At 36.4% G+C, this 26446-nt stretch carries 40 protein-coding genes; 1 reads left to right on the forward strand and 39 read right to left on the reverse strand.

Annotated features, from left to right (window positions below):
- Positions 1–4: 4 nt before the first annotated feature.
- From ACIQXJ_RS18265 to ACIQXJ_RS18455, 39 genes are all read right to left on the reverse strand, one after another.
- A complete protein-coding gene (locus ACIQXJ_RS18265; RefSeq protein ID WP_403055818.1) occupies positions 5–352 on the reverse strand; it encodes a phage tail fiber protein in 348 nt (115 codons plus the stop codon).
- Positions 349–1389 (reverse strand): baseplate J/gp47 family protein, encoded by a 1041-nt coding sequence (locus ACIQXJ_RS18270; RefSeq protein WP_403055815.1) that lies wholly within the window; start codon positions 1387–1389, stop codon positions 349–351. Before ACIQXJ_RS18270 ends, ACIQXJ_RS18265 begins: the two co-directional genes overlap by 4 nt.
- Positions 1390–1833: a DUF2634 domain-containing protein gene (locus tag ACIQXJ_RS18275; protein ID WP_403055812.1), complete on the reverse strand. Its 444-nt coding sequence runs from the start codon at positions 1831–1833 to the stop codon at positions 1390–1392.
- The gene (locus ACIQXJ_RS18280; protein WP_403055809.1) at positions 1833–2192 is read right to left on the reverse strand and encodes a DUF2577 domain-containing protein; all 360 of its coding nucleotides are present in this window, start codon (positions 2190–2192) and stop codon (positions 1833–1835) included. Before ACIQXJ_RS18280 ends, ACIQXJ_RS18275 begins: the two co-directional genes overlap by 1 nt.
- A complete protein-coding gene (locus ACIQXJ_RS18285) occupies positions 2193–3170 on the reverse strand; it encodes an XkdQ/YqbQ family protein (RefSeq protein WP_403055806.1) in 978 nt (325 codons plus the stop codon).
- Positions 3171–3593 (reverse strand): hypothetical protein, encoded by a 423-nt coding sequence (locus ACIQXJ_RS18290; RefSeq protein ID WP_403055803.1) that lies wholly within the window; start codon positions 3591–3593, stop codon positions 3171–3173. It lies immediately after the preceding gene.
- Positions 3594–3605: 12 nt separating this feature from the next.
- A complete protein-coding gene (locus ACIQXJ_RS18295) occupies positions 3606–5645 on the reverse strand; it encodes a phage tail tape measure protein (RefSeq protein WP_403055800.1) in 2040 nt (679 codons plus the stop codon).
- Positions 5646–5674: 29 nt separating this feature from the next.
- Positions 5675–5827, reverse strand: coding sequence for a hypothetical protein (locus ACIQXJ_RS18300; RefSeq protein WP_340821205.1), 153 nt, complete (start codon positions 5825–5827; stop codon positions 5675–5677).
- Between the two features lie 23 nt (positions 5828–5850).
- A complete protein-coding gene (locus ACIQXJ_RS18305) occupies positions 5851–6243 on the reverse strand; it encodes a phage tail assembly chaperone (RefSeq protein WP_340821206.1) in 393 nt (130 codons plus the stop codon).
- 26 nt (positions 6244–6269) lie between these two features.
- Complete coding sequence (locus tag ACIQXJ_RS18310) at positions 6270–6704, reverse strand: phage tail tube protein (protein WP_340821207.1); 435 nt, start codon at positions 6702–6704, stop codon at positions 6270–6272.
- Positions 6705–6718: 14 nt separating this feature from the next.
- On the reverse strand, positions 6719–7777 hold the full coding sequence (locus tag ACIQXJ_RS18315) for a phage tail sheath C-terminal domain-containing protein (RefSeq protein ID WP_403055796.1): 1059 nt from the start codon (positions 7775–7777) through the stop codon (positions 6719–6721).
- Between the two features lie 3 nt (positions 7778–7780).
- Positions 7781–8272 carry a phage tail terminator family protein gene (locus ACIQXJ_RS18320; protein WP_403055793.1) on the reverse strand — a complete coding sequence of 164 codons (492 nt, stop codon included), beginning with the start codon at positions 8270–8272 and terminating at the stop codon, positions 7781–7783.
- Positions 8269–8697 carry an HK97 gp10 family phage protein gene (locus tag ACIQXJ_RS18325; RefSeq protein ID WP_403055791.1) on the reverse strand — a complete coding sequence of 143 codons (429 nt, stop codon included), beginning with the start codon at positions 8695–8697 and terminating at the stop codon, positions 8269–8271. The genes ACIQXJ_RS18320 and ACIQXJ_RS18325 overlap by 4 nt, the downstream gene beginning before the upstream one ends.
- The gene (locus ACIQXJ_RS18330) at positions 8694–9023 is read right to left on the reverse strand and encodes a phage head closure protein (protein ID WP_403055788.1); all 330 of its coding nucleotides are present in this window, start codon (positions 9021–9023) and stop codon (positions 8694–8696) included. The genes ACIQXJ_RS18325 and ACIQXJ_RS18330 overlap by 4 nt, the downstream gene beginning before the upstream one ends.
- 9 nt (positions 9024–9032) lie before the next feature.
- Positions 9033–9323 carry a head-tail connector protein gene (locus ACIQXJ_RS18335; protein ID WP_403055785.1) on the reverse strand — a complete coding sequence of 97 codons (291 nt, stop codon included), beginning with the start codon at positions 9321–9323 and terminating at the stop codon, positions 9033–9035.
- The gene (locus tag ACIQXJ_RS18340) at positions 9313–9468 is read right to left on the reverse strand and encodes a hypothetical protein (protein ID WP_158499503.1); all 156 of its coding nucleotides are present in this window, start codon (positions 9466–9468) and stop codon (positions 9313–9315) included. The genes ACIQXJ_RS18335 and ACIQXJ_RS18340 overlap by 11 nt, the downstream gene beginning before the upstream one ends.
- 38 nt (positions 9469–9506) lie before the next feature.
- A complete protein-coding gene (locus ACIQXJ_RS18345; RefSeq protein ID WP_403055782.1) occupies positions 9507–10676 on the reverse strand; it encodes a phage major capsid protein in 1170 nt (389 codons plus the stop codon).
- A 1-nt stretch (position 10677) separates the two neighbouring features.
- Positions 10678–11283, reverse strand: coding sequence for an HK97 family phage prohead protease (locus tag ACIQXJ_RS18350; RefSeq protein ID WP_403055779.1), 606 nt, complete (start codon positions 11281–11283; stop codon positions 10678–10680).
- Complete coding sequence (locus ACIQXJ_RS18355; protein WP_403055776.1) at positions 11273–12526, reverse strand: phage portal protein; 1254 nt, start codon at positions 12524–12526, stop codon at positions 11273–11275. The genes ACIQXJ_RS18350 and ACIQXJ_RS18355 overlap by 11 nt, the downstream gene beginning before the upstream one ends.
- Before the next feature lie 12 nt (positions 12527–12538).
- Positions 12539–14218 (reverse strand): terminase large subunit, encoded by a 1680-nt coding sequence (locus ACIQXJ_RS18360; protein ID WP_403055773.1) that lies wholly within the window; start codon positions 14216–14218, stop codon positions 12539–12541.
- Positions 14215–14676, reverse strand: a complete 462-nt coding sequence (locus ACIQXJ_RS18365; protein ID WP_403055770.1) for a P27 family phage terminase small subunit — start codon at positions 14674–14676, stop codon at positions 14215–14217. The genes ACIQXJ_RS18360 and ACIQXJ_RS18365 overlap by 4 nt, the downstream gene beginning before the upstream one ends.
- A 513-nt stretch (positions 14677–15189) precedes the next feature.
- Entirely contained in the window at positions 15190–15852 is a 663-nt protein-coding gene (locus ACIQXJ_RS18370) for an Ntn hydrolase family protein (protein WP_403055767.1), read from the reverse strand.
- 436 nt (positions 15853–16288) lie between these two features.
- Positions 16289–16729 carry an ArpU family phage packaging/lysis transcriptional regulator gene (locus tag ACIQXJ_RS18375; protein WP_403055764.1) on the reverse strand — a complete coding sequence of 147 codons (441 nt, stop codon included), beginning with the start codon at positions 16727–16729 and terminating at the stop codon, positions 16289–16291.
- Between the two features lie 57 nt (positions 16730–16786).
- Positions 16787–17233: a hypothetical protein gene (locus ACIQXJ_RS18380; protein WP_403055762.1), complete on the reverse strand. Its 447-nt coding sequence runs from the start codon at positions 17231–17233 to the stop codon at positions 16787–16789.
- A complete protein-coding gene (locus ACIQXJ_RS18385; RefSeq protein ID WP_403055759.1) occupies positions 17226–17804 on the reverse strand; it encodes a hypothetical protein in 579 nt (192 codons plus the stop codon). The genes ACIQXJ_RS18380 and ACIQXJ_RS18385 overlap by 8 nt, the downstream gene beginning before the upstream one ends.
- Before the next feature lie 34 nt (positions 17805–17838).
- On the reverse strand, positions 17839–18033 hold the full coding sequence (locus ACIQXJ_RS18390) for a hypothetical protein (protein ID WP_403055756.1): 195 nt from the start codon (positions 18031–18033) through the stop codon (positions 17839–17841).
- Positions 18034–18066: 33 nt separating this feature from the next.
- Entirely contained in the window at positions 18067–19350 is a 1284-nt protein-coding gene (locus ACIQXJ_RS18395; RefSeq protein WP_403055754.1) for a replicative DNA helicase, read from the reverse strand.
- On the reverse strand, positions 19328–20104 hold the full coding sequence (locus ACIQXJ_RS18400; protein WP_403055752.1) for a replication protein: 777 nt from the start codon (positions 20102–20104) through the stop codon (positions 19328–19330). Before ACIQXJ_RS18400 ends, ACIQXJ_RS18395 begins: the two co-directional genes overlap by 23 nt.
- Before the next feature lie 15 nt (positions 20105–20119).
- Positions 20120–20347 (reverse strand): hypothetical protein, encoded by a 228-nt coding sequence (locus ACIQXJ_RS18405; protein ID WP_403055750.1) that lies wholly within the window; start codon positions 20345–20347, stop codon positions 20120–20122.
- Positions 20347–21090 (reverse strand): MBL fold metallo-hydrolase, encoded by a 744-nt coding sequence (locus tag ACIQXJ_RS18410; protein ID WP_403055748.1) that lies wholly within the window; start codon positions 21088–21090, stop codon positions 20347–20349. Before ACIQXJ_RS18410 ends, ACIQXJ_RS18405 begins: the two co-directional genes overlap by 1 nt.
- Before the next feature lie 145 nt (positions 21091–21235).
- On the reverse strand, positions 21236–22132 hold the full coding sequence (locus ACIQXJ_RS18415; RefSeq protein ID WP_403055746.1) for a RecT family recombinase: 897 nt from the start codon (positions 22130–22132) through the stop codon (positions 21236–21238).
- Between the two features lie 2 nt (positions 22133–22134).
- Positions 22135–22329: a hypothetical protein gene (locus ACIQXJ_RS18420; RefSeq protein ID WP_403055744.1), complete on the reverse strand. Its 195-nt coding sequence runs from the start codon at positions 22327–22329 to the stop codon at positions 22135–22137.
- A complete protein-coding gene (locus tag ACIQXJ_RS18425; protein ID WP_403055742.1) occupies positions 22326–23834 on the reverse strand; it encodes an AAA family ATPase in 1509 nt (502 codons plus the stop codon). The genes ACIQXJ_RS18420 and ACIQXJ_RS18425 overlap by 4 nt, the downstream gene beginning before the upstream one ends.
- 47 nt (positions 23835–23881) lie before the next feature.
- Positions 23882–24418 (reverse strand): hypothetical protein, encoded by a 537-nt coding sequence (locus ACIQXJ_RS18430; protein ID WP_403055740.1) that lies wholly within the window; start codon positions 24416–24418, stop codon positions 23882–23884.
- A gap of 106 nt (positions 24419–24524) precedes the next feature.
- A complete protein-coding gene (locus ACIQXJ_RS18435; RefSeq protein WP_340821233.1) occupies positions 24525–24782 on the reverse strand; it encodes an AbrB/MazE/SpoVT family DNA-binding domain-containing protein in 258 nt (85 codons plus the stop codon).
- Positions 24783–24793: 11 nt separating this feature from the next.
- On the reverse strand, positions 24794–25054 hold the full coding sequence (locus ACIQXJ_RS18440; protein ID WP_403055738.1) for a hypothetical protein: 261 nt from the start codon (positions 25052–25054) through the stop codon (positions 24794–24796).
- The gene (locus ACIQXJ_RS18445; RefSeq protein WP_340821235.1) at positions 25051–25287 is read right to left on the reverse strand and encodes a DUF6877 family protein; all 237 of its coding nucleotides are present in this window, start codon (positions 25285–25287) and stop codon (positions 25051–25053) included. The genes ACIQXJ_RS18440 and ACIQXJ_RS18445 overlap by 4 nt, the downstream gene beginning before the upstream one ends.
- Entirely contained in the window at positions 25284–25469 is a 186-nt protein-coding gene (locus ACIQXJ_RS18450) for a helix-turn-helix domain-containing protein (RefSeq protein WP_340821236.1), read from the reverse strand. The genes ACIQXJ_RS18445 and ACIQXJ_RS18450 overlap by 4 nt, the downstream gene beginning before the upstream one ends.
- A 15-nt stretch (positions 25470–25484) precedes the next feature.
- Positions 25485–25667: a helix-turn-helix domain-containing protein gene (locus tag ACIQXJ_RS18455; RefSeq protein WP_403055735.1), complete on the reverse strand. Its 183-nt coding sequence runs from the start codon at positions 25665–25667 to the stop codon at positions 25485–25487.
- Between the two features lie 347 nt (positions 25668–26014).
- Here ACIQXJ_RS18455 and ACIQXJ_RS18460 point away from each other — a divergent pair, with 347 nt between their 5' ends.
- On the forward strand, positions 26015–26440 hold the full coding sequence (locus ACIQXJ_RS18460; protein ID WP_340821238.1) for a helix-turn-helix domain-containing protein: 426 nt from the start codon (positions 26015–26017) through the stop codon (positions 26438–26440).
- Positions 26441–26446: the final 6 nt, after the last annotated feature.

The raw sequence follows: 26446 nt of genomic DNA on the forward strand, positions 1-26446 counted from the left end.
TCACCTACCTTAAACGGACAATTAAATAGTTTTTAGGAATCTTGTATTGGCTTGATATATCGATATTCTTTGTAAATTCTGCTTGCGATTTAAAAAGCAAATTACCTCCTGATTTTGCATCATAGATTCCAATGTGTGTAATATCTCCCCATGCCTCTGCAGCAATAGGAAACAGAATATCAGCGCTATTTGACGTTTGGCCATCCGTTGGCGCTGTAAAGCTTGCAGATTGTCGCGAATAGCTTGCTGCATTTACTTCTATGTCACCATTAAACAAGGCAACAAAGACTGGCATTGTTCTTAAATTGTCTGTTAGAACCTTATTTTTTAAATATACTGTCATGTGATTCATTCGTTTATACCTCCCATTACAGGCACCCCATCATCAGGAATAACCACATTAGCAGTTGATCCATTAATTAAGAGATCCTGATAATCTAAAACCCCATCACTATCGATAATGAGCGCTCCAATCTTTGCAAAGCTTACAAATGATGTTTTAAAGGCAATTTCTTTCAAATGCGTTGTAATGTTCTTTTTAATATTTGTTTTGACTACTTCCTCTGTGTAACCAGGCATTAATGTAAGGGCCACTGATAAATTAAGTAATAACGCTACTGCAGACATAACAAGCAGATCCTCAACGCCAAATGGCATTTCCTGTTCAATATGCTTTCTAACATCTTCTACTAGCTCATTCGGTGCAGGCAGTTTATTCGCATCGATAACAACGATCTTCATTGTTAATGGGCCGTTATATCTTTTAAATATTTTTGCATCGCCTGTTCCTGTGACCTCTAAGGCCCATTCACGGTAATGATATGCATTTCCTGATTTACCTGGACGCTGTAATTTATCATAATAGCGCTGGCGTAAATCGTTATCTGTTTCTTCATCGTAGCCATCGGTAACAGGCTCAGGATTGTACACATTCACAAGGCCATTGATAGATGCAGGGAAATTTATAATTGCGTTGGCTGGCACGTTTCCTATTTGGCCAAACTCATTACATTGCACACGAACATGAGCAAGTCCACTTTCATTAAGCACAGCTTCTTCAATGACTGTGTATAAAATCGTATCGGTGCCTACTAGCTCACCAACTTTAACAGGTGTATTCGCTGTGCCCGAAACAATGACCGTTGTTGTGGCTTGCGTAGCAGGTTTTCTTACTTGCCCTGTGCGCTGATAAACTGTTCTTGTTAGCTCGTCACCTGTTAATTTTTCAACATCTAACTTTTCTTGTACTACAGCAATCTTCTTTTGTTGTTCGGCAAATTCTACCGCAACTGGCTTCGTAACATCATAGACAAAGTTACCTTTTGATTTATCGTAATCATTGCTAATGTTGACCATCATTCGTTCATGAATGATTTTTTCATTTTCCATCTACGCCCCCCCTTTCAATGGCTCGTCAATATCGAATGCACCTTCTACAGTGACGACTCTAAATTTTATACGCATCCATTTTCCATCATGGCTAAACTGCCATTCCTGAATTTCTTGAATGTGTGTATGCTCCATTAAGGAGGCTGAGACTTCTCGTTTTATTTCTGCCTCAATAAAAGCACGTGGTAAGCTAGAGCCGATTAAATCCTCCAACGTCACCCCATAAGGAATGTCTTTGTAAATCCTAAATCTAAAGCGCTCAGTTTTAAGTACTTTTAAGATCCATTGTTTCAATGTTTCGAGTCCATGAACCTCAACCATTTTTCCGTTTTTAATGACAAAATCACCTTTAACAAAGTCATACAAAAAAGACTTACCAAGTGGCGGTAAGTCCGTTTTAATTTCCTGCGTATCAAATTCTAGTTGGGTAATCTTAGGTAACATTATTCGAACCTCACCGCCTTACCTACAACAAAATATAATTGTTCATCTGCAGTCGGTAACAATATTACTTCGTCACCTTCTTTGAGTGTATCTTTTGTTTTTGCTTTTACTTCTTTTGCCTCATAAGACTGAAATGGACTATCACTAAATCTTATTTCTCCTTCTAGCTCCATTTCACGTTCATAATCATCAAGTACATGTGCTGCAAATACTAATTGATTATTGTATAGAATAATTGTTTCATTTAACCGTATTTGAGCATTAGGCGGTGGAGAAATAACAATACCTGTCGACATTGATACTGGTTTAGGATTTTTGTTTTCATGAAGCATTTTTGCGAGATTTGTTATTGCATCCATTTACTTCACCTCTAAACTTGGCTTCATTGTGTGAATGCCTTTACTAATTGTGTGCAACACATCTTTAATCAGGAAAGTACCGTTAATACCAGTGATTGGTTCTTCTAATTTAAACAATCGACCAGCCCTAAAATCATCATGGCCCATCAAATCCACGCTGTTTTCCTCTGTCACTTTTGAAAGCTGTTTTAATTCGTTTTCAGCCACCTGTTTAGCGCTTTTCTTTTCATTCTGATCTAACTTTACCACTTTAGTAATACGTCCGTATTTTTCAGCCATTTTATTGTCAGACTTAGTTAAAACTATTTTGTCATTGTTCCCAACAACCTGAATTGTATTGGCCATTTCTGTAATGCTCCGCCTTTTAGAAGGATTCATAAGGGCTGAATGAATATCATACTCTGTACCGCCTTCAAACAATTGAAATGTACCAGTTACCACTACATCACCCTGTTTTTCGATGTATAGCTTACCCTGACGCATTTCCATGAGGTATTTCACACCTAATGATTGTTCTGCGGTAGTTAGGATTTCTTTGATAATTTCACTTACCTTTTTATCATTGAATATTTTTGTAATAGCTTTAGAAATGGGAACGATATTACCAATTGAGATATTAAAGTCTTTAGCTATTTTCTTAATACAAGCATCTGCAGATAGTTTGTTAAACTGATATACAGCTGTTGATTTATTTAGATAAAAGGCAAAATCGAAAGCAATGTAGGCAATTGGAGAAAAGCCGTTTTTCACCTCATCCACTATAATAGCACGCGTTATTTCTTTGCCATTGTTGTTTAGAGCCACCATATCGCCTATATCACATGGATTTTTTGGGAAGTAATTCGTATCATTAAAAGCAATACTGAAATTAATTTCATCCCCTAATTCCTCCATGTTACTACGCCAGGTTAATGTTCCAAGCAAAGGGGTTATATTGGTCATGTTTTCACCTTTAATTAGCCATAATTCATGTGCCATTCATTTCACCTTCTTTGTCTCTAAAATAATCTCTTTAAACTCAGATAAGGCCAGTGAATAATAAACATCACCTGAACCGTCTTGTAGCCCAGCCTCAAAACTTTCGATTGTCATTAGTATATTAATAGGTGTGTTAGACATAATTAGTCTAATTGGCATTCGTTTGTCTATCCACCCCTCAATGATTTCGTAATACTCCCATCCAAAGTATTTATTATTTCTTGAAAATGAATAAGCCTTAGAGGGGAAGAAAGAGTCAATTGAAATTGATTTCAAACCTCTATGACCAAGTAACTTAATATCGCCTTGATTAATCGTTGTAAACACTTCATTATTCACAGGACTAGGTATTTTAAAATCAGATGGCACTATAGGTAGTTGAATAATCTGTTTACGATCCATCGTGCTTAGAAATATATCCATTTATTCAACCTCCTATAAATTGGCCAATCGTAATTGCAGCATAGGCACAAGTTCATTCGCCACTTCCATTGCTGTAACACCTTTAGCATTTAAGTTTTGAATTATTACTTGTACACTACCGTTATTAGCAGTAGACGGCTGAGGTGAACTTCCTGCAGAGGTTGGTGTAGTTACAGCAACAGGTGTTGATTGCACCATTTGATCCACATTGTCGATTGATCCACCAGCTGCACGAATCCTTTCAGACTGTCGGGCAGGAATAACCATTTCATCTTTATGCAATTCAGCAATATAGCCATCGAAAGGAACGCGATTTAAACCACTAGCATGTGAACCTGAAATGAAATTCCCCACTGCACCAGCTGCATTACTGATTGCACCGCCAATTTTCGAAACCCATCCTGGTACTTTAAAGCTTGTAATTGCATCTTTAAAATTATTAAACACTCTTTTTACATCGTCAAAATGCTTGTATAACGTTATTCCTGCAGCAATGATTGCTCCGAATGGGCCAGCTACAAGGGCCAGCAATGGATTGTCGAGTAATCTCTGCCATAATTCACTTGCTTTTTGTTTTACGAGATCCCAATTTCGATACAATAAAACAGCTCCAGCAACTACTGCAGCGATTCCTACTACTACCCAAGTAAGAGGATTCGCAAGCATGGCCGTATTCATTGCCCATTGTCCAGCTGTAGCAAGTGCCATAGCCGTTCTAAAACCGTGCACCATTGTGGTAACTACGGAAATTACTTTTAAAACGCCCATTCCAACTGCCAAAACTCCTGCAGCTGTACCCACTCCAATGAGAATTTCTTTAATTGGCCCCCAATTCTCTCTCACTGTATTACCAAACTCAAAGGCCTTTTCCACAATACCTTGAATTTTAGGCACTAATTCATCAGCTTTTTGAGCAACAGCTTGTAAAAATTCCTGCGCTCCTGCACCGTTTACAACGTCAGCAATACCAACTTGTAGCTCTCTCCAAGATGAAATTAATCTATTTTTAAGGCTACCTTCCACTTTAGAAGAAGCAGCATCCGTTGCTCCTTCAAAATCTTTCATAGCCTCTTTAGAACCAAGCATTGCGTACATAGCTCCCGATTCAAGGTCTTCCCATTTTGTACCGAATAGCCCCACACCAATTTGATTAGCTGCTACCTGGTCTTCCATCCCTTTTAATTCACCAACAACTTGGCTTGCGACATCTGAAACTGTTCCTTTTCCATCTAAAAAATCTTTCCAAACTTTCTGAGTACCTTGTGATAGATCGCCCATAGCATCGCTTGTGCCTTTCGAGCCGTCTTTCACACGAATTTGGAACTCTTTCATCACATCATTTACATAATCTAAGTTATAAACGCCAGCTTTTGCGCCTCTTTCCAAGATACCGAAATATTCTTCTGCACTATAGCCCATTGTGCCAAATAAGGACGAATACTCAGCGACATTATCAAACATTTCATTTGAAAAGTTTAGTCCTCGTTGTCCACCTGCAGTAAATAAATCAAAGGCCTTGTCTGCAGAGATACCGAAAGCTTCCATCATGTTATTCGTGCCACGTGTGACTTCGTTAACATCACCATCAAAAGTTTTAGCTAAAAACATTGCATTAGAAGTAACTTTGCTTAGTTCTCCGTTATCAATATTCTTCATGTTTTGTTTTACACGTGCTAAAGCATTTGTTACTTCATCGATGTTTTCGCCGTACCCTTTAGTAAATACTTCTTTTGCGGCACTTCCGTACTGTTCCATTTCTGAGGCTGTTGCACCTGTTTGGGCTTGTAACATAGAAAAAGCATCATCCATATCAAAGATGGTTTTCGCAACTCCTGCACCTAAGGCAGCCACGCCTACAGCACCTATTGCACCAACACCTTTTGCAACCGATTTAAAGACTCTAGTAGCACCTTTTCCAAATCGTTCTATCTGATTTCCTACTCTAACAATGCCTCGGCCAAAATCATCTGAACGTTCACCAGCACGCCTTAAATTGCGCGAAAAATCACGATCTTGTAATGATAAGACTGCGGATATAACCCGTTTTCCCAACTCCTCACCGCCTATACAAAAGAAAAAAGCTAAAGCATTCGCGCTCTAGCTTTCATTTCCATTTCTTTATCTTTTTCCTCAAAATATTTTTCTATGCTGGCCATCATTAATAGCTTTGTATCATAGTCAAGATTAAGAAGATATTCAGGATTAAAACCACGTTGAATATAGTGATGAAGCAAGTAAAAATCATCATCACTATCAATTAGTTTTTTATAGCCTTAACTCCGCCTTTTTTATATCCAGCAAGCTCGAATGCTACTTCGGATAATTGAGCAATTTCACCAGGCTCAAAAATTTTCGCTACAATGTCTGTTGGTAATTTACAGCCAAATTCTTTTTGTAATTCTTTATCTTTTAAATTTGGTTCAACAACCGTGTTATAAACCATATATTCATCTGCATCAGTATCGTTATTTTCATCACGTGCCATTTTCATTGTATCTACACAAAGAGATTTTTCAGGTTTACGAATAACAACCTCAGCATTTAATCTCTCTACAATCACTGACTCAGTGACATCATCTTTCACCTGATATTTTTCTTTCTCTTTCATTAAATCTGCAACTGATAAACGTTTAGTTTCTTTATTAGCCATTTAAATTTCCCTCCATATTATAAGTTTTAGGCTGAAATATAATCGATGAAATCATAATCAGCAAAATTGAATGGTAATTCCTCTGTTCCAATAGTCTTTTGTGCGAATTGCATTAACATAAATTCGTTGAATGTTACTTCACTAATAGCCATTCGTTCAGCGCCAAATGCATCTGGATCGGCTAATTTTCCCACAATACTAACTTCAGGTGTAATTCCCTTTTTAACTGCTTCTGCTAATAGCTTTGCCCCTCGGCTATATACTTTTTTTGTTTTCAAATTTCCTTCACCAGACCAACCTGTCTGCTTTTTGTGTGTCGCTGGATCTTCGGCCATATTTACATCTTCATAATCAATGGTTACTTTAGCTTCGAATTCCTCAATATCTAGCCATTTTTCATTGTTCACCCACACGCTGCCATAAGTGCCGTTAATAACTCGATTAGATTTTAATTTCGGCATGTGTCAATCCCTCCTTAAATTGCAATATCCATATCTAAGTCCTCAATAGCATCAACAATCTTAATGTTGCCACCTACAAAAACATTGCGTTTAAAGGACATTTCTTTTACTTTTTGATCGTCCCAATCTGACGTATCTTGTCCGATACCTTCCCACGCTAATCGTTGTTTTCGGACATTAATTTCCGATTTATTATCATAATTTGGATCAAGTATTTCTTCATCTTCTAAACCATCAAAGTAAGCATTGACTGATCGTATAAACAAAACTTGATTATCATAGATATTGTTGTGTTTACCAATATAATGCTTATCAAAAGTTGTCCGAATATCGTCTTTTATCATATCCTGTACTTCCATGATGCGAATTGATTTAAAGTCCTCAGTCTTTTTGCCTGTTGTTGTCGTTAAGCTGTTAACACCACGGCCAATTTTAATGTTTTCACCATCATTAATAAGGATTAGTTCACCATTATCAACAGCTGTGTCAGGATCTTCAATTTCTGTAATAGCATCAATCTCGTTCAACTCGTAATAAGTAGATGAACGGGTAAACGGCAACCCTGCCAGGATGCCAGCAATCCGCGCTGTGTATTCTGCAGTTTTATAATCCTTCTCGCCAACTTTAATTCCTGTTGTTGTGAAATTAATGATTCCTTCATGATCTGCATCACAGTTTGGTAAAACTGCCTTAAATGTTTTCTTATTATTGTCACGCTTAGTCTTAATCCAGGATGCAATAATTGTTGTGTCTTTATCTTCAATACCTGGAATGGCCAAGTAATTAAATCGCTTGTTATTTAAGCGTGTTAATGCTGCATTGTAATCAACTGTATCATTTGGCAAACGTTCAATAATGATTTTGCTTGGTGTACCCATAAACGTTTTTTGAATATAATCTAAGTTAGCAGGTGACCATCCATCTGTTGGCACATCCTCGATGCTTTTGTAAATCACTGTATCATTCGTTTGCACATCATCCTTTAAAATCAATGCAACAATACCTAGCTGGCTTCGCTTAATAGCTGTAACTGCTTTCCCATTAAACTCAATAATAATTTGCGGTAGGCCCATTGTTTAATCCCCTTCCTCGTCATCCAATACACCCATAAGCTCAATTGGATATTTTTCATAAAATTCTTTGCCATTTTTAATTTCATCTTCGATGTTATTGCCTGAACTGCCTTCACCATATTCACGACCATCAAAGAATTGAAGGTCAAATTCAAATTGCAGCACACCATCTATTTCATCGAAATTTGGTTCGACTACATCTAAGTGGCGGTCTTCTATAGGAAATTTAATATCAAATAAATTACCTAGTGCATCTTGAACATCTAACAATTCAACCGCGTTATCATTTTCATCTGTAGGAAAATAAAAAATGCGAACCGTGCACGACTTTTCAACTTGTGTTAAATAGCCCTCACGCTTCACATTATCTAATTCCACTTTGAATGACGGCCTTGTAAAGCCTTCATTTGCTGATTTACTAGAAACATCAATATCAATAAATTTCGTTTGTAATTTCTTGTTTATTGTCGCTTTAATTTGCTTAAACGTAATCATAATTTCTTTTTCCTCAACAATTCATCTAGCCATTTTACCGTTTCTTTTTCTACATCTCCCGATGATTCAAATTCACGCATCCCCTTATCTAATGGCTTTTTACCTTGGACAAAATCGCCTGTTTTATTGCCATCTTTGTCAACCATCCAATGGCCATCCTCAACTAAATGTGCATGCGGTGAAGAATTATAAACACGAACAACTAATTCACCATGAAAACCAACAAAGACTTTTCCTCGTTTCCACTTCTTGTGATACCCACCTGTTTTCTTTTTTACCAGGCTTCGAGATTTCTTAGCTACGTTAGTTCTTGCTTTTGAACCAATTTTACGCATCAGTTTTGGAGCTTCATTAGGCAAATCTTTCGTTGCTACATCAAATAAATCACGTTGGAAGTCGGTTAAACCATTCATTTGAATACTCACTTCAACACCTCCTGGACAAAGATTTCAAGAGTTTCATTCTTAAAGTAAGGATTGAGAACATATTTGATTTCAAATTCATGATCCTTATATTTGATACGCATATCCTTCGTGATGTCTTTGCCAGCGTTATATCGCACCATGATTTTGTGGGTGACATTAGTTAGGATTGTGTCAGCAACCTGTTTTTGTAATGAGCCAGTTTGAGGAATGATTGCTGCCCATACTTTTTTTACAGGTAGAAATTTATAAATGGTTTCTTCCAATTCGTTTTTTGCCTTTTGATTATTGAGGATTTCAATTCTGTGTCTTAAATCTCCAGGATTCATAAATCCACCTCAAATTAAATTAATAGAGTGCATATCTAAAATGGTTTGAACAACCTTATTTACGTTGTTATCCTTCACCGTAAAGATCCGATTTTCATACATTTCATTCGCAAGAACAAATACAGCTATTGAAATATCCTCTTTGGTGTCCAGTTGTTCATCTGATAACCCTGTATAGCCTTTTATATAAGCTTTTACAGCAGATAAAATAAGTGTAAAAGTTGAAAGGACATCTGAATCAGTTTCATCCTCTCGCGCATATTTTGCCAGTTCTCCTGGTGTAATTGCACTAACCTGCATCAGTTTTCACCTGCTTTTTCGTAACAACTTCCTCAACATGGCCAGCCTGTAACAAGTCCTCAGCAACTTCTTTAGATAACACTTTAACTTCATCTTTAGACATTGTGACGCTACCCGAAAAGCTTACAAGTGCTTTTACTTTCATCTTGTCACCTCCAATAAAAGAAGCGTAGAGTATAGCCCCTACGCTGATTTCATTACTAATTTAGAGATTTTTTGAGCATTTTCAATCTTAGAATCAATTTCAATCCAGCCAACTACACCGATTGCGTGTTGAGTAGCGAATTTTTCGCGTAGAATTTGAATAGAAACATCTTCTGCAAGTTTTACCGCAAGGCCAGACATATCACCATAATAAATAGCTGTTTTACCTGCCTTCATTCCTGACATATTGTCAGATGTGTACACATCTTTACCTAACAACGTGTAGCCCCAACGCGCTGTTGCATCTCGGTTTAATAGGTAGTTGCCTTGTCCATCTTTTAATTTTCGAATAGCTTTACGTGTTGTTTTATTCATGATCCAAATGGCGTTACCCTGGAAAACATCGGGTACTTCTTCTTGTACATCGATCAATTCATCAGCTGTTAAAACTTCTGTCGCTGCTGCAATTACAGTTTGTTTTACAGTAGAAAGCCCCTCGACTTTATTTAACGTACCATTTAATAATTCTCTTTCAATCCATGTAGAAATTGCTTCTGCCATTTTAGTAACTACGAATGAAACTATATCGAATTGTGAATTATTAACAAGTGATTTAGATACTTTGCTTAATGCACCAGCCAAGAAACCTTTTAACTCAATTGAACCTAGTTTACCGCTAGTAGATTCCAGTTCTGCAAATTCATCAGCATACGCCATTTCAATTGTTCCTGCAGATTCGTCATAGTATGGAATATTTAACGTACCACCGACATTATATCGAGTTGCTAATTGATAAATCGGCGAAATATCTTTTACCTTTTGAATGATCTTGTTGGCGATACTAGAAGGAATTACGGCCCCGTTTGCACCTACAGTTAAATTTACATCTGCTCGTTCTTCCACTAACCCACGGATATAATTATCAAATGCACGTGTTTCAGCTTCTTCCTGTGTACGCGTTTCAGCCTGTTTAGCAGGTAATTTTTTATCTAAAGAACGTGCTTCATCCAATGCAGCGATTGTTTTATCTAGTCCTGCAATTTGGCTTTTGATTTCATCAAAACGAGTTGATTCTTGGTCAGTTAGTGCGCGCGTTTCTTCTTTAGCACCCTTTAGTAAATTGTCCATTTCATCTAACAAATTGTTTCGTTGCTCAACTAGTGTTGGCATAGATCGCGTTTCAATAAATTTCTTAATATCTTTTTTCATGTTAGTTTCCACCTTTCAATTTTAAAAGCTCAATTTGTTTTTCATACAATGAGTAATCAATATCTTTTTTAGAACGTGTTTCTTCTGAACGATTTTCAATTTCGGCTTTAAAATCTGCTCCGCGAGTTTCTGAAATCGCCTGTTCTTCCCCGCGAGCTTCAATTGAAGTAGCAACATAAGCTGGCGTTTTATCTAAAATAGACACCTCTAAAAGCTCGATGTCTTCTAAAGTACGTTTCTGAATGCCATCTTCTCCGTCTTCCCACGATGGTTTGTTATCAACAAAACCAAATGACCAGCCTTTTAGTTTGCCGTCTTTCGCCTTTTGAATGATTTCTTCATCAGATACATGAGCAATAGCACGTAAACCGATGTTATCCTCATACAGTTGCAAATTGCCCTCTTGTAATGATCCAAGCTTACGGTTTTTGTCGTGATTGAATAATAGATCAACGTTTTCAGCCTTATCCAAAGCTCTTTCGAACGTTTTAGCACGAATTTTTTCTTTAAAACGGCCTCTTGGTGAAGGTAAAACACGACTTTCACGCTCAACAGCATTTACATAACCATCAAGCAACACTTGATTTTCTCTAATTTCAATCCTCAATTTCTTCACCTCCTTTCTCGGATACCTGGCCACCTTCTGAAATATCAGCGGTTTTATTTGTATTTGGCGTATAAATCGTCTTAGTTTTTGGATCATATAAGACATCTTGCAAGCCCAGCTTAATGAAATCTAAACCAAGTGGTGGTTGATCTTCTAAATATCGAACCTCGTCTATCTGCATCCAACCAGTTTTAATGGCAATTTCATAAGCTTTATAGCGTTTTTCAATGTCACCTTTGATTAGCTCCTTCATATCAAAAGCAAAATAAAAAGACTGATCTTTTTCCGATGGAAGAAGCAAGTCCTTGTTCAATGCCGTTTCAATTGCTCGAATAATCGGCAGTATGCAATTTTTAATAAAGTTTGTATGCACTTCTTCATTGGCCGAGCCATCCAAAATGCTATCAGGTACTTTAAAGAGTTTATTTATTTCGCTTGAATTGGACTTTTTGTTTTCATTCAGCTGCATTTCAACCGATGTACTCGACGCCTCTTTGAAATCTAAGCCATTATTTAATACAACAATATTCTCTGTATTGTTCTTGTATAAATTGTTCCAGGCTGTTTTTAATTCCGCAATCGCATCCTTTGACAATCGGCCCAATGACTTTAAGAAACCTTTTTTATTACCGCCAGTTTTAACAAGTGATTCCTCAAAAACAAGCGTATTGTACGCAACCGATAAAATTTTATTGTGATCTTTTATGATTCCATTACCTGTTACGCCATCCTTTGAATTTCTAGCAATTTTAATAAACTCAAATTCTCGATAATTCACACCGTTAACGGATATATCATAGCTTTTAAATATCGGATCAATACCAACTAGCACCGATACGTTTCGATTTTCTACATAGTGAATACTTTCGACATTGTTTCTTCTTCGGTTGATATATGCATACCCTGCACCCTCCATCAAGTAATCAGTTACTAGGGCCTTTTTAAACTGGAAGCCGTCTAACGTATCTAGTGTCTCGTCATTAAGTAGAAAAACACGTCTATCATCTTCTACTTCTTCGACTTTACCGTTGGTTTCTTTGTGCAATTTGATAGGTAAAGTTGCAATAATATCAGAAATCAAATCTACACAGGTGCCAACACTAGGTATACTTAGCGCTTCTTCTTTTGTTAAAACTGCACTTGTTAAACCTGCTTGCAGCAACAATTCATCCATTCCGCTCTCGCGAAACTCCTGAATACGTCTATAATCACGCCATTCACGCCATTCTTTAATTAATCCCACAATCTCACCTCCTTAAATGACTTGTGCGCCCCAATCAGCATCAGGATTAAAGATGACATCATGCTGCAGTAAATAGATTGCATTGATTAGACTTACAACCATATCAACCTTGCCAGTTGATTTTTTCTTATTAACGTAAATGTTTTTATTTGTGTCCTCAGTGACTTTGGCGTTTTGAAAGTTTTCTTCTAGCAATTCATTTTCGGTATAGTGAAATTCCTTGTTCATAATCTTTTCACGTAATAGCTTTGTAGCTGGGTGTAATACGCTTGAATGCTGTTTTACTTCCACTGTGACTAAACCCTCTTTTTCTAGTTTCTGAGCAGTAGAAAGGCAGTTATAACGGTCATACGCTACACCCATTACAATAACACCGAATTTTTCTTCTACTTCCAATATCATTTGTTCGATAAAGCCATAATCAACAGTCATATCACCACAAGAAAAACATTTCCCTGACTTAATGTGATCGTAGTAATTAATCTTTTCCACACGGTTTTTATCAGGGATACGCTCAGTCGGTACAAACGCGTAGGAATCAGCATATATTTGCATGTCTTCCTCTGTCACCATCGAGAATGAACAGTTATCATTTGTCATGGCCAAGTCTAAACCTAGCCATACTTGACGGCCCGACCAATCGAAATTATCCATTTTACATTTCCGCAAGTTTTCCACATTTACATAAGCCTCACCACTATTAGAAGGTAAAAAGTGATTCATATGTTTACAAAGATATTCTTCACGCTCTGAGGGCTTTTCTATGGCTGATTTACGGCTGTCTCGTATCTCGTTATAGTTTTCCTCAACTCTCAACGGATTCGCTTGTAATAGCCCTGTATCATCCCATAAATGCTCGTCCTCAGCATAATAAAGCAGCGCAAACATGCGATCATCTTCAATAAATCCATTAAAGACTTTCTTTGCATACGCCAATTCTTCCAACATAATCGATTTATCCTCAGCGTAGGCAGTTGTTAATTTAAAACGCAATGGATTTTTAACATTTAATTGCCCTGATTTCATGGCGTTTATATTCTTGTAATCCTTAAAGGCTCCCACTTCATCAGCGATAAAAGCAGATGGACGAATTGAGTTGTTTCTATTTGCCTCTGCAGTACGTGCCTGGTAAAAACTATTTGTTAATGTGCAGACGATACGGCCACTCAATGTTTTTGGAATAACAAAGTATTTAGCTACACCAGGGCTTGCCATGATAATTTGCGTCATAGCCTTTTTAACTTCACCTGCAAGCTCACGATCCAAACAAATAGAATAAAACTCTGAATAATCATCCTCTGTAAGCATTAAGATAATGATGATTAAGGCACAAATGAACGTCTTTGCATTCTTACGTGGAATGAACAATGTAATATCACGGTATCTAAACTTTTCTTTATCGTTTTTAAAGCGCCAACCGAATATATTGACAAGAAAAAAAGCCTGGAATCCTTCCAAGCCCTCTAATATTGTTTTGCCTGAAACACCTAAACCTGTAGCAAAATTAAGTAATTCCAATAGTCCTTCGATCTTTTCTATTTCGTCCATGTCAAAATAGTAATCAAAATCATCTTCATACTGCTTTTCTAGGTCTCTTAAAAACCAATTACACTGAATAATGACCTCTTTTGTTGTAATTTCTTTGCCTTTTACAACTCTTTCAGCGTAATTTACCGCCTTTTCAAATATCATTTTTTACCACCACTCAATACTTTTAACAGCGGATCATCTTCTTCAACTCGAACTTGAAAATTAATATTTCCTAACTTTGCTCGACTTTGAGGCGACAGGCTTAATTCATTACAGCAACGGAAAAACTCTTTTGAATACTTATCTTTAGCACTCAATAAGTTCCGATCTAAAAGCCTTTCAATATCCCTGTTAATAATTCGTTCAATTTGTTGCACGCGGTCAATAGCTACCGCACAGGTGCTTAGAATATAAATATCGAGATTCCCAAGAATCCCACTTGCCTGTAACTCCTTCACAATGAAATTGAAAATTTTCTTTTGCCTTGCATTCAAGTGTGTAGGAGGCAAGATTTCATCGGCAGCACCTTTTAATTTTTCTTCTGTTTGAGAACGAATAGAGATTTCTTCTTTCGTTAAATTCTTACTCATTGTTTTCACACTTTTTGACGGTCTAGCCAACTTCCTCACCTCCTTAAAAATTTTCATTTAGGGAATTTTTTTAGAGCAAATGGGGGCAGTCGGTGTACAGGAATCTCAAGATTTTTCACCGAATACCAGGGGGGTGCTCTCCAAAATAATATTTTTTAATTCTTTTGCAGGTATTGTCCCCTTCTCTGCTAGCTCATGATGATAACGACACAATGATATGAGATTGCAATCATCTAGCCTCTTATCCCAGGCATCTGCTATACGTTCTATGTGATGCACCTCTAAGTCTGTGAAGTTATATTGCATCTGAGTATTGTATAAGTTAAGCAAACATACTTGGCATAGATGTTTGTCACGATTTGCAATGTGTGCTCGCTTATTCTTCCATGCTCTACTCCATCTGAATCTATCAATGTATGTAGTATTCTTATTAGCTACTGGCTTAGATGTACATCGTTGACCACGCTTATGAATACCACCACAATAAGTGCAACTCTTTAGCAATGTACTCACCACCTTTTGGCCATAATAAAAAGCCACATCTCAGAATGAGCGTGACTTAGCTATATCTTTTCTTAACTTGTCGATTAGATCTAAAATAACTTCTTTCAAACTATACTTTCTATTAAATACATGATAGTAAAACGTATCGTTTACGGTAGTATCATGTTGAGATACTAAAGAATTAGTATCATTAAGTTTTGTGATTACGATTTCTTGATTTTTGAAATCTTCCTTCTCAAAATAGGTATACAAATCCATCGAAATTTCATGCGTTTCAATATTTAAATAGTCGCTGGTTAAAACTCTACCTATAAATTTATCATTATATAAAATTTGACTATCAATATGACTGGCAGAAGAATGAATAATATAATATTCTGGGTTATTTTTTTTATCAAATCCACATAATGCAAAACAACATTGTGCTTCCTCTTTGTAATTATCTAAAATTCTTTTAATAAATATTGATAATTCTTTAAGATTACAATAGGTACTGTTATTTCTAATTTTCTTTTTACAACGATTAAATACTATTTTTGCTAAAGCCAGATCACCTGTAAATGCTAAATACTGATAAGGTGTTAGTTGTTCAAACTTTTTAAAATTATTGTTTTCTGCTTTCATTGTTTCCATATTAGTTAATTGCCCATCGCTAGTTACAACGATAAAATCCCTTGTTAAAAATAAAGAAACAAAACTCATTGCCCCACCCCATTTGCATTAATATAACAACTTTAACACAAACAAACATTCTGGAACAAACATTCTCCTTTTATAGAAACCTTTTCTTATCTTTCTAATCTTAAAAATTGATTTCTTCCTAGCAAAAAGCATTTGCTAGTTAGTTTTCTTTATTGTTTTCTTTATTGTTTTCTTTAGAGATTTTGCATTATATGAAGGAACTCGTTTCACTAGACGCTAATTAGCGACATTACTAGACGCTAATCCGCGACAAAACTGACGCTAATTAGCGACATAAGAGGTGACGCTAATCCGCGACAGTCTACATCGTGAAAATGAAAAAGGAATCAACTAAGGTTTCCCTTAATCAATTCCCGATGATATTACTTTAACATGTATAAAACCAAATGCTTAAAAATGCTTTGAAAACACTTTGAAATTCTTTTTAAAATATTTTCTACATTGTACGTGCAATATTTAAATCTAAAGCTAGTTTGTAAAAGGCTTTCCACCGTATTTTATCGTAAGTAGGTGGTGAGATTGGTGGTTGAAACTTAAAGCAATAGACTTTCATGTCTGTTAAGTATTCGGCATCATCAGCCATGTACCTGGTTTCAATTAAGAAGCGTTCCATTGGTGGCAATCTTTTTACAGCACGTTCTACACGATCACAATATTTGCGTCTCTCACTTTGTTCATCCACGTTGTAAATGGCAACTGAACCTGTTTGGTCACTTGTTAAATTGCTCTTGCCACCACCTATGTCATCTAATTTGGAAGTAGTTGCAGCTTCCTTTTCCTCAAATGTTAAGTATTTAAATATACGGTATCTTACTAGTTCACGCTCAACAGCTGCTTGCGTTGCTTTTCTATCTAATTCAGGTAATTCAAATGCCAAAGTCTTTCCTCCTTCTGTTCAAAAGGAATGCCCTAGAATTAACTAGGGCAGTATATATTAATCTAGTAGGTCATCCCCATTTTTGTCTTGAGCAATGTCTTCCATGTTCAATTGCTCTACCACTTCGGTAGTACCGTCACCGTTTACGGTATATTTAACGCCCTCATGACCTTCCCCATCATCAAGGTCCTCAATACTCATTTGGCTTTGTTCAAGCAATAATTTGATGTTAAAACCAGCCTTTGGATACAGTTGAATAGTTTTTTCTTCACTATCGCCTTTAGCTTCAAATTTGAGTACGACTTTCTTGCTATCACGCTGAATAGATTTAAATTCTGCTGATAATTTAACATCACCAATTTCAATTAATACAATGCTGCCTGCCATACCGATTAATTCTGATTTATATTTAACATCATCACCCAGGATATGAAACTCTAAAACTTCCTTTTTATCATCCTTTTGTATCTTTTTAAAAAGGACATCTAATTCAACTTTACCCATTCTTCACACACTCCATTTCAATTGTTTTATTTCCTAATATCGATTTAACTACTTCTGCTTGATAGACAGGACAACCAATAAATTCAGGTCTATTAAACTGGTACATGATTCTTGCAATTTGAGCTAATATATATGCATCAACAACGTTGTCGCTTTTATGTGAAAAGCCATAATGATCTTTAACTGCATTCATAACAGCCTTTTTCTTTTCTGCACCAGCAAGACGATTTTTGTTTCCTACTTCACCAGTAAAGCCAGTAACATTTACAAACTTCTTAACAGCATTAGGTGCAACTTCATAATACTTAAACCCTCGTCTAGTTAGAGACATTCGCATACCCCAACCAATACCACCAAGTTGTATTCCTTGCTGTGTTGCAAATCCAAATCCTTCTATCACAATGATGTCACCTTTTTGCATATGGGCCATCACTTCATCAATAAGGGTAATCATTCGAAAAGGATCTTTATCGCCTATGCCTGTTAATTCTTTGGCTCTAAGCACCTGTCCATTTTCATCTATTGCAACAAATCCTGTTTTAGTTGATGGATCTAAACCGATGAATCTCATAATGCCCCCCAAATCTTTTGTTTCGCCTAATTTTTCAATCATCTAGCGAAATCATTTTCAATCGACGTTTACCGTTTTCGCTTCTTTTCTCATAAATTGGATAAGTCATATATTTCAAGAAATCAATTGTTTTACCTGTTGCTTTACTAATTTCTCGTATCGTTCCTTCTGTAATAAACTGTTCACCTTTATATAAAGCGTAAATTCTTTTATGCCAAGGAATTTTCATGCCATCCACCTTTCTTCTCTTAGCAAAATCCCCCTACTGTTTATCCAGTTCAATAAACTTCTGTTTCCACCCCATAAAAAGCAATTTAAACTCATTCATGCCGATGTCTCGGCCTTTTGCAAAAAACTGCTGTATGACCTTGCCTTGTTGCATTTTGTCAGCTGGATCATGCCATAAAAACTCAACAACATCTGCGTCTTGTTCGATGGATGATGATTCTTTCAAGTGTGATAGCTGCGGCTTTTTAACATTGTCGCTTTCCCTGGTCATTTGCGATAACATCATAAAACAACAATTCATGTCGCGTGCTATCTGCTTGGCTGTGGTAGTTACATTTCCGATTGCTTGCGCCCTTGTCTCGTTTTTACGTTGTGGAATGCTCATAATTTGTAAGTAGTCAACAGCAATCATTGCTATTTGTCCATAGCGTTTTTTAAAGCGTCTTGCTGTGGCTCTCACTTCCTCTATCGTGACACCACTTGAATCTTGTACGAAAATAGGTAGCTTCTCCAGCTCTTTATACGCATACTCAATTACCCCTAATTCTTCCACTTTTAGTTCTTTGTTTTTTATACGACCATAAGCAATGCCTGTTGAGCTTGCAATCATACGATCATATAGCTGGTATTTGTCCATTTCCTGACTGAAAACAATCACTGGCCCACTTTTGGCAACTCCCATAATCCTTTGAAGCAGCATAGCAGTTTTACCAACGCTAGGACGTCCAGCACTAACAAACAACCACCCTCTCCAAAGACCATGAGCCCATTTGTCATATGAATTAAATCCAGTAGGAATAAATTCAGCGCGCTTTAATAGATGTTCGAAATATCCTTGCCTTGTGTCTTTCAAACTTTGCATTTTCCCATCATTTTGGGGTCTTACTTCTGAGGCTAGTCTTTCAATTTCTGCAAAATAATCATCATCCGTTTCATAATCCTCATGTACAAGATTCATAATTTTTTGCCCAATATCTGTTCCCCGTCTCCGAATGGCTCTTGAACGAACAATATTTGCATAATGCACAACATTAGATGCAGTTGGACAAGATACAGCTAATTCGGTTAAATAAGAAATGCTTACCTCGTCCATCTTGTTATGCTGCATATACAGCTCAATAACTGTTGTAATGTCTATTGGCTGGTTTTTATCATCCAACCATTTCATTACTCTAAAAATTTGTTGGTGGCGTGCACTAATGAAGTCTCTAGCTTCTAAAAAAACAATGTCATTAATTACGTCAGGTTCAAGGAATATAGCACCCAAAACCGACATTTCTGCATCAAGTTCATAGTTAGTTGCTCCAATCAAAGCCATTTGGATCATTCCCATCTTGTACCCAACGTTGGAACTCTATTTCTTTATCTCTTGGATCATAATGTGGCTTTTGCTTTGGTTGTACTGGTTTCATTTCAGCATTCATTTTTATGGCCAATTCCATAAACTTATCTCTAAGTTTTTTTGCTGATAAAACATTGGTGCGCCAAAATGAATCCTGTGTTACCCAATCCATAACTTGTTTGGCCAAGTGCTTATCAACCTGATCTATTTCAATTAGCTTTCGCATATAATCGGCCCATGTTTGCATGTTAGACTTTTTAATTAAATGAGATATTCCAGCCTCATTTGCAACTGCAGCAACTTTTTCATGAAAGTAGACTGCCATTTTGTAATAGCTGTTTTCTTCGTCGTATTTTAGTTTTTTTGCTTGTTTAGTTGGAGCAGAGATTTCAGAATCTACCTCATTAGATGGCGTCTGTTCATCCCACTCTTTGTAATTTTTATTAAACCCCATTATTTTCGCTCCTTTTGAACCAATTCCAATAACTGAGATTATGTTTCTATCAATCAATGTTGTTAGTTCTCTATTTATTTGAGTCCTATTAGCATTAATTGCGTTTGTTAAAAAGCTTGTAGACATTTCATTCGTTTTACGCTGAAAACCATACGTATATCTCCAAATGGCCAACACTATACGGAATTGTGTGCCATTGAGATTGGTCTTCATGATATGATCGAAGATTTCATTGGCAATCCGTGTATGCCCATTTTTGAGTTGTGGACTTGCCATGATTACTCACCCTATTCATGCTTTCATTTGGCCGTGGATGTACTTAACAATTTCCTTTGCAAATATTTCAATGTCCTGACGTTCATCTGCGCCCTGGTAAGGTCTGCTTAACCATTCATCAATTTGATTTGCAACAGTAGGTGAAATATTTTGTAGCTTCATGATTTCTATCTGTTGTTTTAGCTCGGCGTTTTCTTTTTTCAGCAATTCAAAAGCAGCTAAAATTAAAGTATATGGATGCATTAAACTACCTCCAATTCATAGTGATTACCTGCATGGAAACCTTTCTTCAATAACTCTCTTTTAACGGTCATTTCTGCAAGCGTAGGAAGGTTGTTTTTGCTGCTTAAATGAGTTAGATAGATTCGTTCGCCTTTGCCTCTTACAAGCTCTTTTAGGGCTGTTGCTGTTTGTTCATTTGATAAGTGGCCAACATGACTCAATATTCTCGCCTTAACGCTATTAGGATAATCAGAGGCTTCAACCATTCGTGGTTCATGGTTGGCTTCAATGATATAAATATTGCTATTCCTCATTTCATTTAACATGCTTTTATCTACCTGGCCAGTGTCTAAACAGATGGAAACTTTTAAATTGTCTAACGTCCTTACAACATAACCCCTCGGATCTATTGCGTCGTGATGAACATTAAAGGCGTTTACTATGAAGTGGCCACAACCGAAAAGGCCTCCAACTCCAATTGGTCTAATTAATTCATCTTCAACGGTGGTGATGTTTTTCCATTCACGTTCACCAGCATAAACAGGAATTTTGTATTTATTGGCCAATGGTAGACCTTTAATGTGGTCACTATGGGCATGTGTGACAAAGATTGCTTTTACGCTATTTGGTGTGATCCCAACTTCCAACAGCCGTTTCTCTATTTTTGTTTTAGCAATACCTGCATCGATTAGGATGGTAGTTTCATTGGTTGTTAAAGCTATACAGTTTCCACTTGAACCACTCGCTAAGATGTCAACTTTCATTTTCTAACCTCCAACTCCTTATGGCACCGTGGGCATATTTCTAACCCACGGTATAAGTTGTAATCATTTCTGTTCATTTCTTCTCCACATAGCTCACAGTCCTTATTGCGCTCATAAACTATTGTTTGTGGTAGTTTCATAGTTGTTATTCAAGTGAATCGCCATCATTGATTGGTTGTGAAGCCAGCATTTCGATATTCATATTTAGTAGCTCAATCAAGCCAATCATTTCAGCTTCGGTTGCTGTAGCAGGATCAATATTTGGTGCATTTTTAATCAGGTACTCTTTAACTGCTTCACTAGTAGTAATGCCCAATGCCTTAAATTTTGTATTTATTTCATTGCGTAATTTATCTGTAGGACTCGGCTGCATATTATCAGTTGGTTTAGGTGCCTCAATTGTCTCTTGGTGTGGTGTTATGTCTTTTCGTTCCTTTGGTTGATTCTCAGGAACTACACCACCCTGTTGATGGGTAATTGTTTCATCATCAAATGACAATCCGTATTGTTTTTTCAATGCACGTTGCTGAACATGTTTCCCGAACATGTCACTTGTCCATTTGTTCCAGTTATCCTTATTTTGCCCTGTGAACATATGAGCAACTTCATCAATGTCCATAATGACTGTTACAGGTGGATAGCCTTCGCGGTATGCAACTGAATAAGCTCCAATTATCTTTCCACGTGGGAACCCTATTTCGTGTTGTACCACTTCCATTTGCTTTGTTTCTTTGTTCATAGCTATTTTAAATTCATCATTTTCGTGCACCATTTGTGTATCTGGTGGAATAAAGCCTTCTTGTTCGCGCGCTTTTGAAAGATAAGCCTCAGCTGCAAATTGAATACGTGCCTGGCTACCATATTTGATAAAGAAAATTTCATTTTTGAATGGATCTAAGCCATAAGATGCTGCCTTGTGAGCGAATAAAAGAAATTCTTGGTCATTAGCTGTAGGTGCAATTGAGTTGCGAATGACCTCTAATACTGCAGGTTGAAAAGCTTCTGTAATTTCAGGTGTTAAAGTTGGTAGGTTTCCATTCATAATTAACGTGCCTCCGTAAATTTATTAAGGCCATTTTTGACCTGTTTTTTCATACTTTCAAATGCTTTGTTATATAGTTCTTCTTCGTTTTGCCCAGGCTCTACAGATATAGTTACTGCAGCATCAACTTTCACGTTTTCAAAGTTTCCTAGATTTTTTGTATATGTGTAACCAACTGTGATTTCTTTAACGCTCATTCAGCAACAACCTCCAATTCTTTATCTGCAACAACACGGCTAATTATTAATTGTCCATTAGGTTCTTTAAACTTAGTAATTGTTTCAGCATTGTCCACAAAACAAGGAACGATAAGATCACTTTGCTCTGACAACACATCACGAATTTCAAGCCCTGCTCTAGTTTGCTCACTAAATGAAAGTTTCATATAGTCTTTACCATCCATTTGGACAATGAAAGTTGGTTTACTTTCACCTGTTGTTTTTACTTCTTCAAAGAGTTTTATTGATAAATTTTTGAACAAGTCTTGAACCTTTTTGACTTGTAATTCTGCTTCTTTTGCCTTGAAATCCTTAATAGCATCCAGGATAAAGATTGATTCATTAAGTGATTCAAGTGTTTCTTTTTCATTAGCTTCTGCAGCAACAACTTGCTCTCTCAATCCTTCAAACTGCTTATGCTTTGAAATCTCATATTCTATTGGATTTATCTTTTCTTGAAGTAAACGCGCTTTATCCAGTTGTTCAGATACGTCCACATATTCAAGCGTTTTAAGTTCTTCTTCTAACATTATTCGTTTATCTACAGCTTGTTGGAACTTCACTTTAACCTGTTGAATACGCTGATCTTTTTCTGCCTTTACAGCATCGATAGCTTCATTTTGTAGTGTTTGATTACAAACGCGGCAAGTGTCTTGAATTTGCTCTCCTTTGAGCTGATTAAAATGGTCTTTAATGTCGTCACGTTCTTGTGACAAAATATTAATTTGGTTGTTTAGTATATTAATTCTTCCATTCACCGTTTGAGCTTTGTCAGTCACTTCTTCTATAGCGTTTCTTTCCTTAACAAGCTGTTTCAGTTCCACATTTAGTGAGTCTAATGGAACTGTTGGAGCATTTTGTTCTAACTGCTCTCTTAACGTCTTGGCGCGGCTCATAGCAGCTATATACTGCTTATCAAGCTTGGTTTTATTAGATCGATGGATTTTATCTAAATCCTCTAAAGAATGTTTTTTAACTAATGTGGCCAACTTGTCCGATTGTGGTTTAGGTAACTCTTTTAAAACCTCTTTATTAGCAGGTGCAGTTGTATATTGTAAAATCATTTGACGCTGCTTTTCCCAATGCAATGTGAAAAAATAGCTTGGATTAAAGAGTGATAAGAATAAATCTTTATCAAAAAGCTTATCAATTACCTCATTAAACTCAGTAGCTTTAGAAGGTACTTCATTTACATAGAACTTATTGCGCCCTTTAACAATCTCACGGCCAAGTAGCAGCTCTCCATCTTCAACACTTAATAACAATGTCACCAGTGTATTCTCTGCCTGGTACGTTACTGGTGATGGATCAAGTTTGCTCCCCACCAGATCAGTACCATATAATAAGAATGTAATTGCTTCACCAATGGAGCTTTTACCTTTTGCATTATCCGCGAGGATCTTAGTCATGTCGCCAAACTTAACTACAAGATCCTTGTGGCTTTTAAAATTCTGCAAGGTTAATTGATTGAATTTAATTTCCACTTTTCATTTCCTCCATTACTGTTTAATTAATTTCATGCTATAATGGTTTAAATAAGATTTCGGTTAACATTTAGGTCACTTTGCAGAGTGGCCTTTTTTATTTTCCAAAATGTTTCAATCCCAAGCTTAAAAGAACTTTTTTCACGTGCTCTTGTTAACACTTCATCATTTGGAATAAGAGGTGTTGTAGCTGCTTGAATTAAACACCATTTTGAACGAGTAACTCTTGCTTGAAATGTTTTGTAAGGTATCCCGTTTTTTTGAGCCATTTGAATAACTTCAATTGGATATTTCCGCTTTCTTTTAGGCCCTTTTTTTACACTCACAGTTGCAGCCTTCTTAAAATCCCATCCTCTATGAATACGATCTTTAAACGTTCCGTAGGAAATACCATTCATATTAGCTAATTCAAGCGCCCATTCAGGATATTTACGTTGTTTCAATACTGGTTCAGTAATTGCTTTTAGTTTCGGCCATCCTGAATTCCTAATGCGATATTCTAAAGTTTTGCGACTTATCCCATTACTTAATGCCAATGCATATTCTTCATCTGTAATGTAAAAATCATAAGGATTTCTAGACATGATACTCACCTCTTTTCCATTACAATAGTTCCGCGCTGCCACTCAGCAACAAACTCGTGAAATTGCCAACCCTTATTGGCCAAGTTGTGTTTTATGAAATAATCACCTACCGAATTAATTTAATTGCACGATTAATTGTCTCGAGTACATTAGGATTTTTAGCACTAGCAGCCATCATTTTCAGAGAAGCAACAACCTCATCTTTTTCAGTATTTGGCTGATATTTTTGAAGGACCACTTGATTACCGTTAGTGTAAATTTCTAATGAATCTCCTTCTTCGATACCAAGTGTTCTACGTATTTCCTTTGGAATTACTACACGACCTAAATCGTCAATTTTGCGTACAATACCTGTTGATTTCATTTGATTTCCTCCTACCATTTAATATTTAATCCAAGTCCTGATAAATGTGTTCTTGCATCATATCCATTCTCTAGTAGCACCGATTGGAAAATTGATACAATTTGCTTGTCTGTGTTGTGGTAATATGTGTACTCACAAAGCCCTTTTTCAGCTTGCGTTTCAATTCCTTTAATAAGTTTTTTAAATTCTTCGCTTTCCAATGCATCTGCTTTCAACTTACTAAAATTACTTCCAGCAACTTTTTTCATTTCATCTGCAGGTTGTAGTTTCATCCTCTATCACCATCTTTCATTGCCTCGTAAACTTTCTGAGCATAAGCTAATTGTTGCTTAATGTATGGATCAGTTTCTTTCCCACCACATGCTAGCCAGTCACCTATACGCTGCTTAACATCTACTAAAACTGATATTGGTAACTCGCAAGCAATTTGGTGTAGCTCATACAATGGCGTAATACTTGCTAAGGCTTCACCAACTAATACAACTGGTACTGGTTTAATGTTCAATTTAATTCACCACCTTCGGTATTAGTGATTAACCAATGCTCAATTGTAGGTCGGTGGAATAAAATGCGCCCTCTAACTTTCGTATGAGGAATTTCTTTCTGGCGTGCCATTGTGTAAATAGTTGTTTTACTAACACCTAATTCATTTGCAACCTCATCTACTGACATTGTCATTTTCGCCATATGAATCACCTCAACTTAAATATTTAAAATTTTTCGGATATGCTTTATATGTTCCTGGGCTTTCGGACCATCTTTTCGGCCACGAATTATGTCTGATAGATAGGCATTTGAAATCCCCACCATTTCAGCTAATTTCTTTTGGTTCATCTTTCTTTTAAAAAGCTCAGATCGAACTCTTACCGCTAAATCCCCTTCCATAAGGACACCTCATTTCTTTGAAAATCCATACCGTCATTGGCTCGGTATCACAGCACTTTACTGAATTGGAAAAATTTAAGCTAAATTATTCGCTAATATGTTGACCTAAATTAGCGTACATGCTATTATAAACGCATAGCTAAATAAGACTTTTTAAAAGCCTTTAAACCAACATTTAAACCGTTCCCCAACGAAAAATGTTTATAAATAGGTCGTATTTTTTATTGTCTTTTTAGCCAATTAATTAGCTTATGAACACAGTATATTAATATTTACACTATTAGTCAACTATAAAATAGCGTAAATGCTAAAGTATTTTTTCATAGGCTTCAGAAAGGTTGATATAAGTGAGTTTAGTGGAAAGAATAAAATATCTGTGTAATGAGAGAAAAATTACTTTTGCTGAAGTTGAAAGGAAAGTTGGCATTTCTAATGGACAAATCCGAAGATGGGATACGTCTTCACCTAAAATAGAAAATGTAGAAAAAGTAGCTAATTATTTCGATGTTAGCACTGACTACCTATTAGGTCGTACTGATAAAAGACGTTACTATGACCTAACTGAAAAAGACGAACTTACTATACAAAGAGAACTTAAAAAAAGAATTAATGGTGAGGACGTAGATAATGCATTCGCAGCCTTTGATGGGAGAGTTTTAGAAGATTTAGATGAAGAAGACAGAGAGTTATTAATCGCTTCATGGGAAAATACTTTACGCTTAACTAAACGTATAGCGAAACAGAAATTTACACCTAAAAAATATAGAGATTAAAGTACG

It is taken from the genome of Lysinibacillus sp. NPDC097868, assembly GCF_044761135.1.
Lineage (GTDB): Bacteria > Bacillota > Bacilli > Bacillales_A > Planococcaceae > Lysinibacillus.

Bases quoted from the DNA above. Each gene is read 5' to 3' on its own strand.
- ACIQXJ_RS18360 (WP_403055773.1), bottom strand. From the start codon at position 14,218: ATGATATTTGAAAAGGCGGTAAATTACGCTGAAAGAGTTGTAAAAGGC.
- ACIQXJ_RS18405 (WP_403055750.1), bottom strand. From the start codon at position 20,347: ATGCATCCATATACTTTAATTTTAGCTGCTTTTGAATTGCTGAAAAAA.
- ACIQXJ_RS18290 (WP_403055803.1), bottom strand. From the start codon at position 3,593: ATGGATATATTTCTAAGCACGATGGATCGTAAACAGATTATTCAACTA.
- ACIQXJ_RS18440 (WP_403055738.1), bottom strand. From the start codon at position 25,054: ATGAAACTACAACCTGCAGATGAAATGAAAAAAGTTGCTGGAAGTAAT.
- ACIQXJ_RS18285 (WP_403055806.1), bottom strand. From the start codon at position 3,170: ATGGCACATGAATTATGGCTAATTAAAGGTGAAAACATGACCAATATA.
- ACIQXJ_RS18280 (WP_403055809.1), bottom strand. From the start codon at position 2,192: ATGGATGCAATAACAAATCTCGCAAAAATGCTTCATGAAAACAAAAAT.
- ACIQXJ_RS18410 (WP_403055748.1), bottom strand. From the start codon at position 21,090: ATGAAAGTTGACATCTTAGCGAGTGGTTCAAGTGGAAACTGTATAGCT.
- ACIQXJ_RS18370 (WP_403055767.1), bottom strand. From the start codon at position 15,852: ATGAGTTTTGTTTCTTTATTTTTAACAAGGGATTTTATCGTTGTAACT.
- ACIQXJ_RS18305 (WP_340821206.1), bottom strand. From the start codon at position 6,243: ATGGCTAATAAAGAAACTAAACGTTTATCAGTTGCAGATTTAATGAAA.
- ACIQXJ_RS18345 (WP_403055782.1), bottom strand. From the start codon at position 10,676: ATGAAAAAAGATATTAAGAAATTTATTGAAACGCGATCTATGCCAACA.
- ACIQXJ_RS18320 (WP_403055793.1), bottom strand. From the start codon at position 8,272: ATGATTACGTTTAAGCAAATTAAAGCGACAATAAACAAGAAATTACAA.
- ACIQXJ_RS18450 (WP_340821236.1), bottom strand. From the start codon at position 25,469: ATGGCGAAAATGACAATGTCAGTAGATGAGGTTGCAAATGAATTAGGT.
- ACIQXJ_RS18420 (WP_403055744.1), bottom strand. From the start codon at position 22,329: ATGAGCGTTAAAGAAATCACAGTTGGTTACACATATACAAAAAATCTA.
- ACIQXJ_RS18430 (WP_403055740.1), bottom strand. From the start codon at position 24,418: ATGTCTAGAAATCCTTATGATTTTTACATTACAGATGAAGAATATGCA.
- ACIQXJ_RS18335 (WP_403055785.1), bottom strand. From the start codon at position 9,323: ATGCAGGTTAGTGCAATTACACCAGGAGAACTGGCAAAATATGCGCGA.
- ACIQXJ_RS18435 (WP_340821233.1), bottom strand. From the start codon at position 24,782: ATGAAATCAACAGGTATTGTACGCAAAATTGACGATTTAGGTCGTGTA.
- ACIQXJ_RS18340 (WP_158499503.1), bottom strand. From the start codon at position 9,468: ATGAAAGTAAAAGCACTTGTAAGCTTTTCGGGTAGCGTCACAATGTCT.
- ACIQXJ_RS18380 (WP_403055762.1), bottom strand. From the start codon at position 17,233: ATGGGTAAAGTTGAATTAGATGTCCTTTTTAAAAAGATACAAAAGGAT.
- ACIQXJ_RS18270 (WP_403055815.1), bottom strand. From the start codon at position 1,389: ATGGAAAATGAAAAAATCATTCATGAACGAATGATGGTCAACATTAGC.
- ACIQXJ_RS18265 (WP_403055818.1), bottom strand. From the start codon at position 352: ATGAATCACATGACAGTATATTTAAAAAATAAGGTTCTAACAGACAAT.
- ACIQXJ_RS18330 (WP_403055788.1), bottom strand. From the start codon at position 9,023: ATGAATCCTGGAGATTTAAGACACAGAATTGAAATCCTCAATAATCAA.
- ACIQXJ_RS18390 (WP_403055756.1), bottom strand. From the start codon at position 18,033: ATGAAAATTCCTTGGCATAAAAGAATTTACGCTTTATATAAAGGTGAA.
- ACIQXJ_RS18455 (WP_403055735.1), bottom strand. From the start codon at position 25,667: ATGGAAGGGGATTTAGCGGTAAGAGTTCGATCTGAGCTTTTTAAAAGA.
- ACIQXJ_RS18385 (WP_403055759.1), bottom strand. From the start codon at position 17,804: ATGAGATTCATCGGTTTAGATCCATCAACTAAAACAGGATTTGTTGCA.
- ACIQXJ_RS18400 (WP_403055752.1), bottom strand. From the start codon at position 20,104: ATGGCAAGTCCACAACTCAAAAATGGGCATACACGGATTGCCAATGAA.
- ACIQXJ_RS18315 (WP_403055796.1), bottom strand. From the start codon at position 7,777: ATGGGCCTACCGCAAATTATTATTGAGTTTAATGGGAAAGCAGTTACA.
- ACIQXJ_RS18275 (WP_403055812.1), bottom strand. From the start codon at position 1,833: ATGTTACCTAAGATTACCCAACTAGAATTTGATACGCAGGAAATTAAA.
- ACIQXJ_RS18395 (WP_403055754.1), bottom strand. From the start codon at position 19,350: ATGGCTTTGATTGGAGCAACTAACTATGAACTTGATGCAGAAATGTCG.
- ACIQXJ_RS18310 (WP_340821207.1), bottom strand. From the start codon at position 6,704: ATGCCGAAATTAAAATCTAATCGAGTTATTAACGGCACTTATGGCAGC.
- ACIQXJ_RS18415 (WP_403055746.1), bottom strand. From the start codon at position 22,132: ATGAATGGAAACCTACCAACTTTAACACCTGAAATTACAGAAGCTTTT.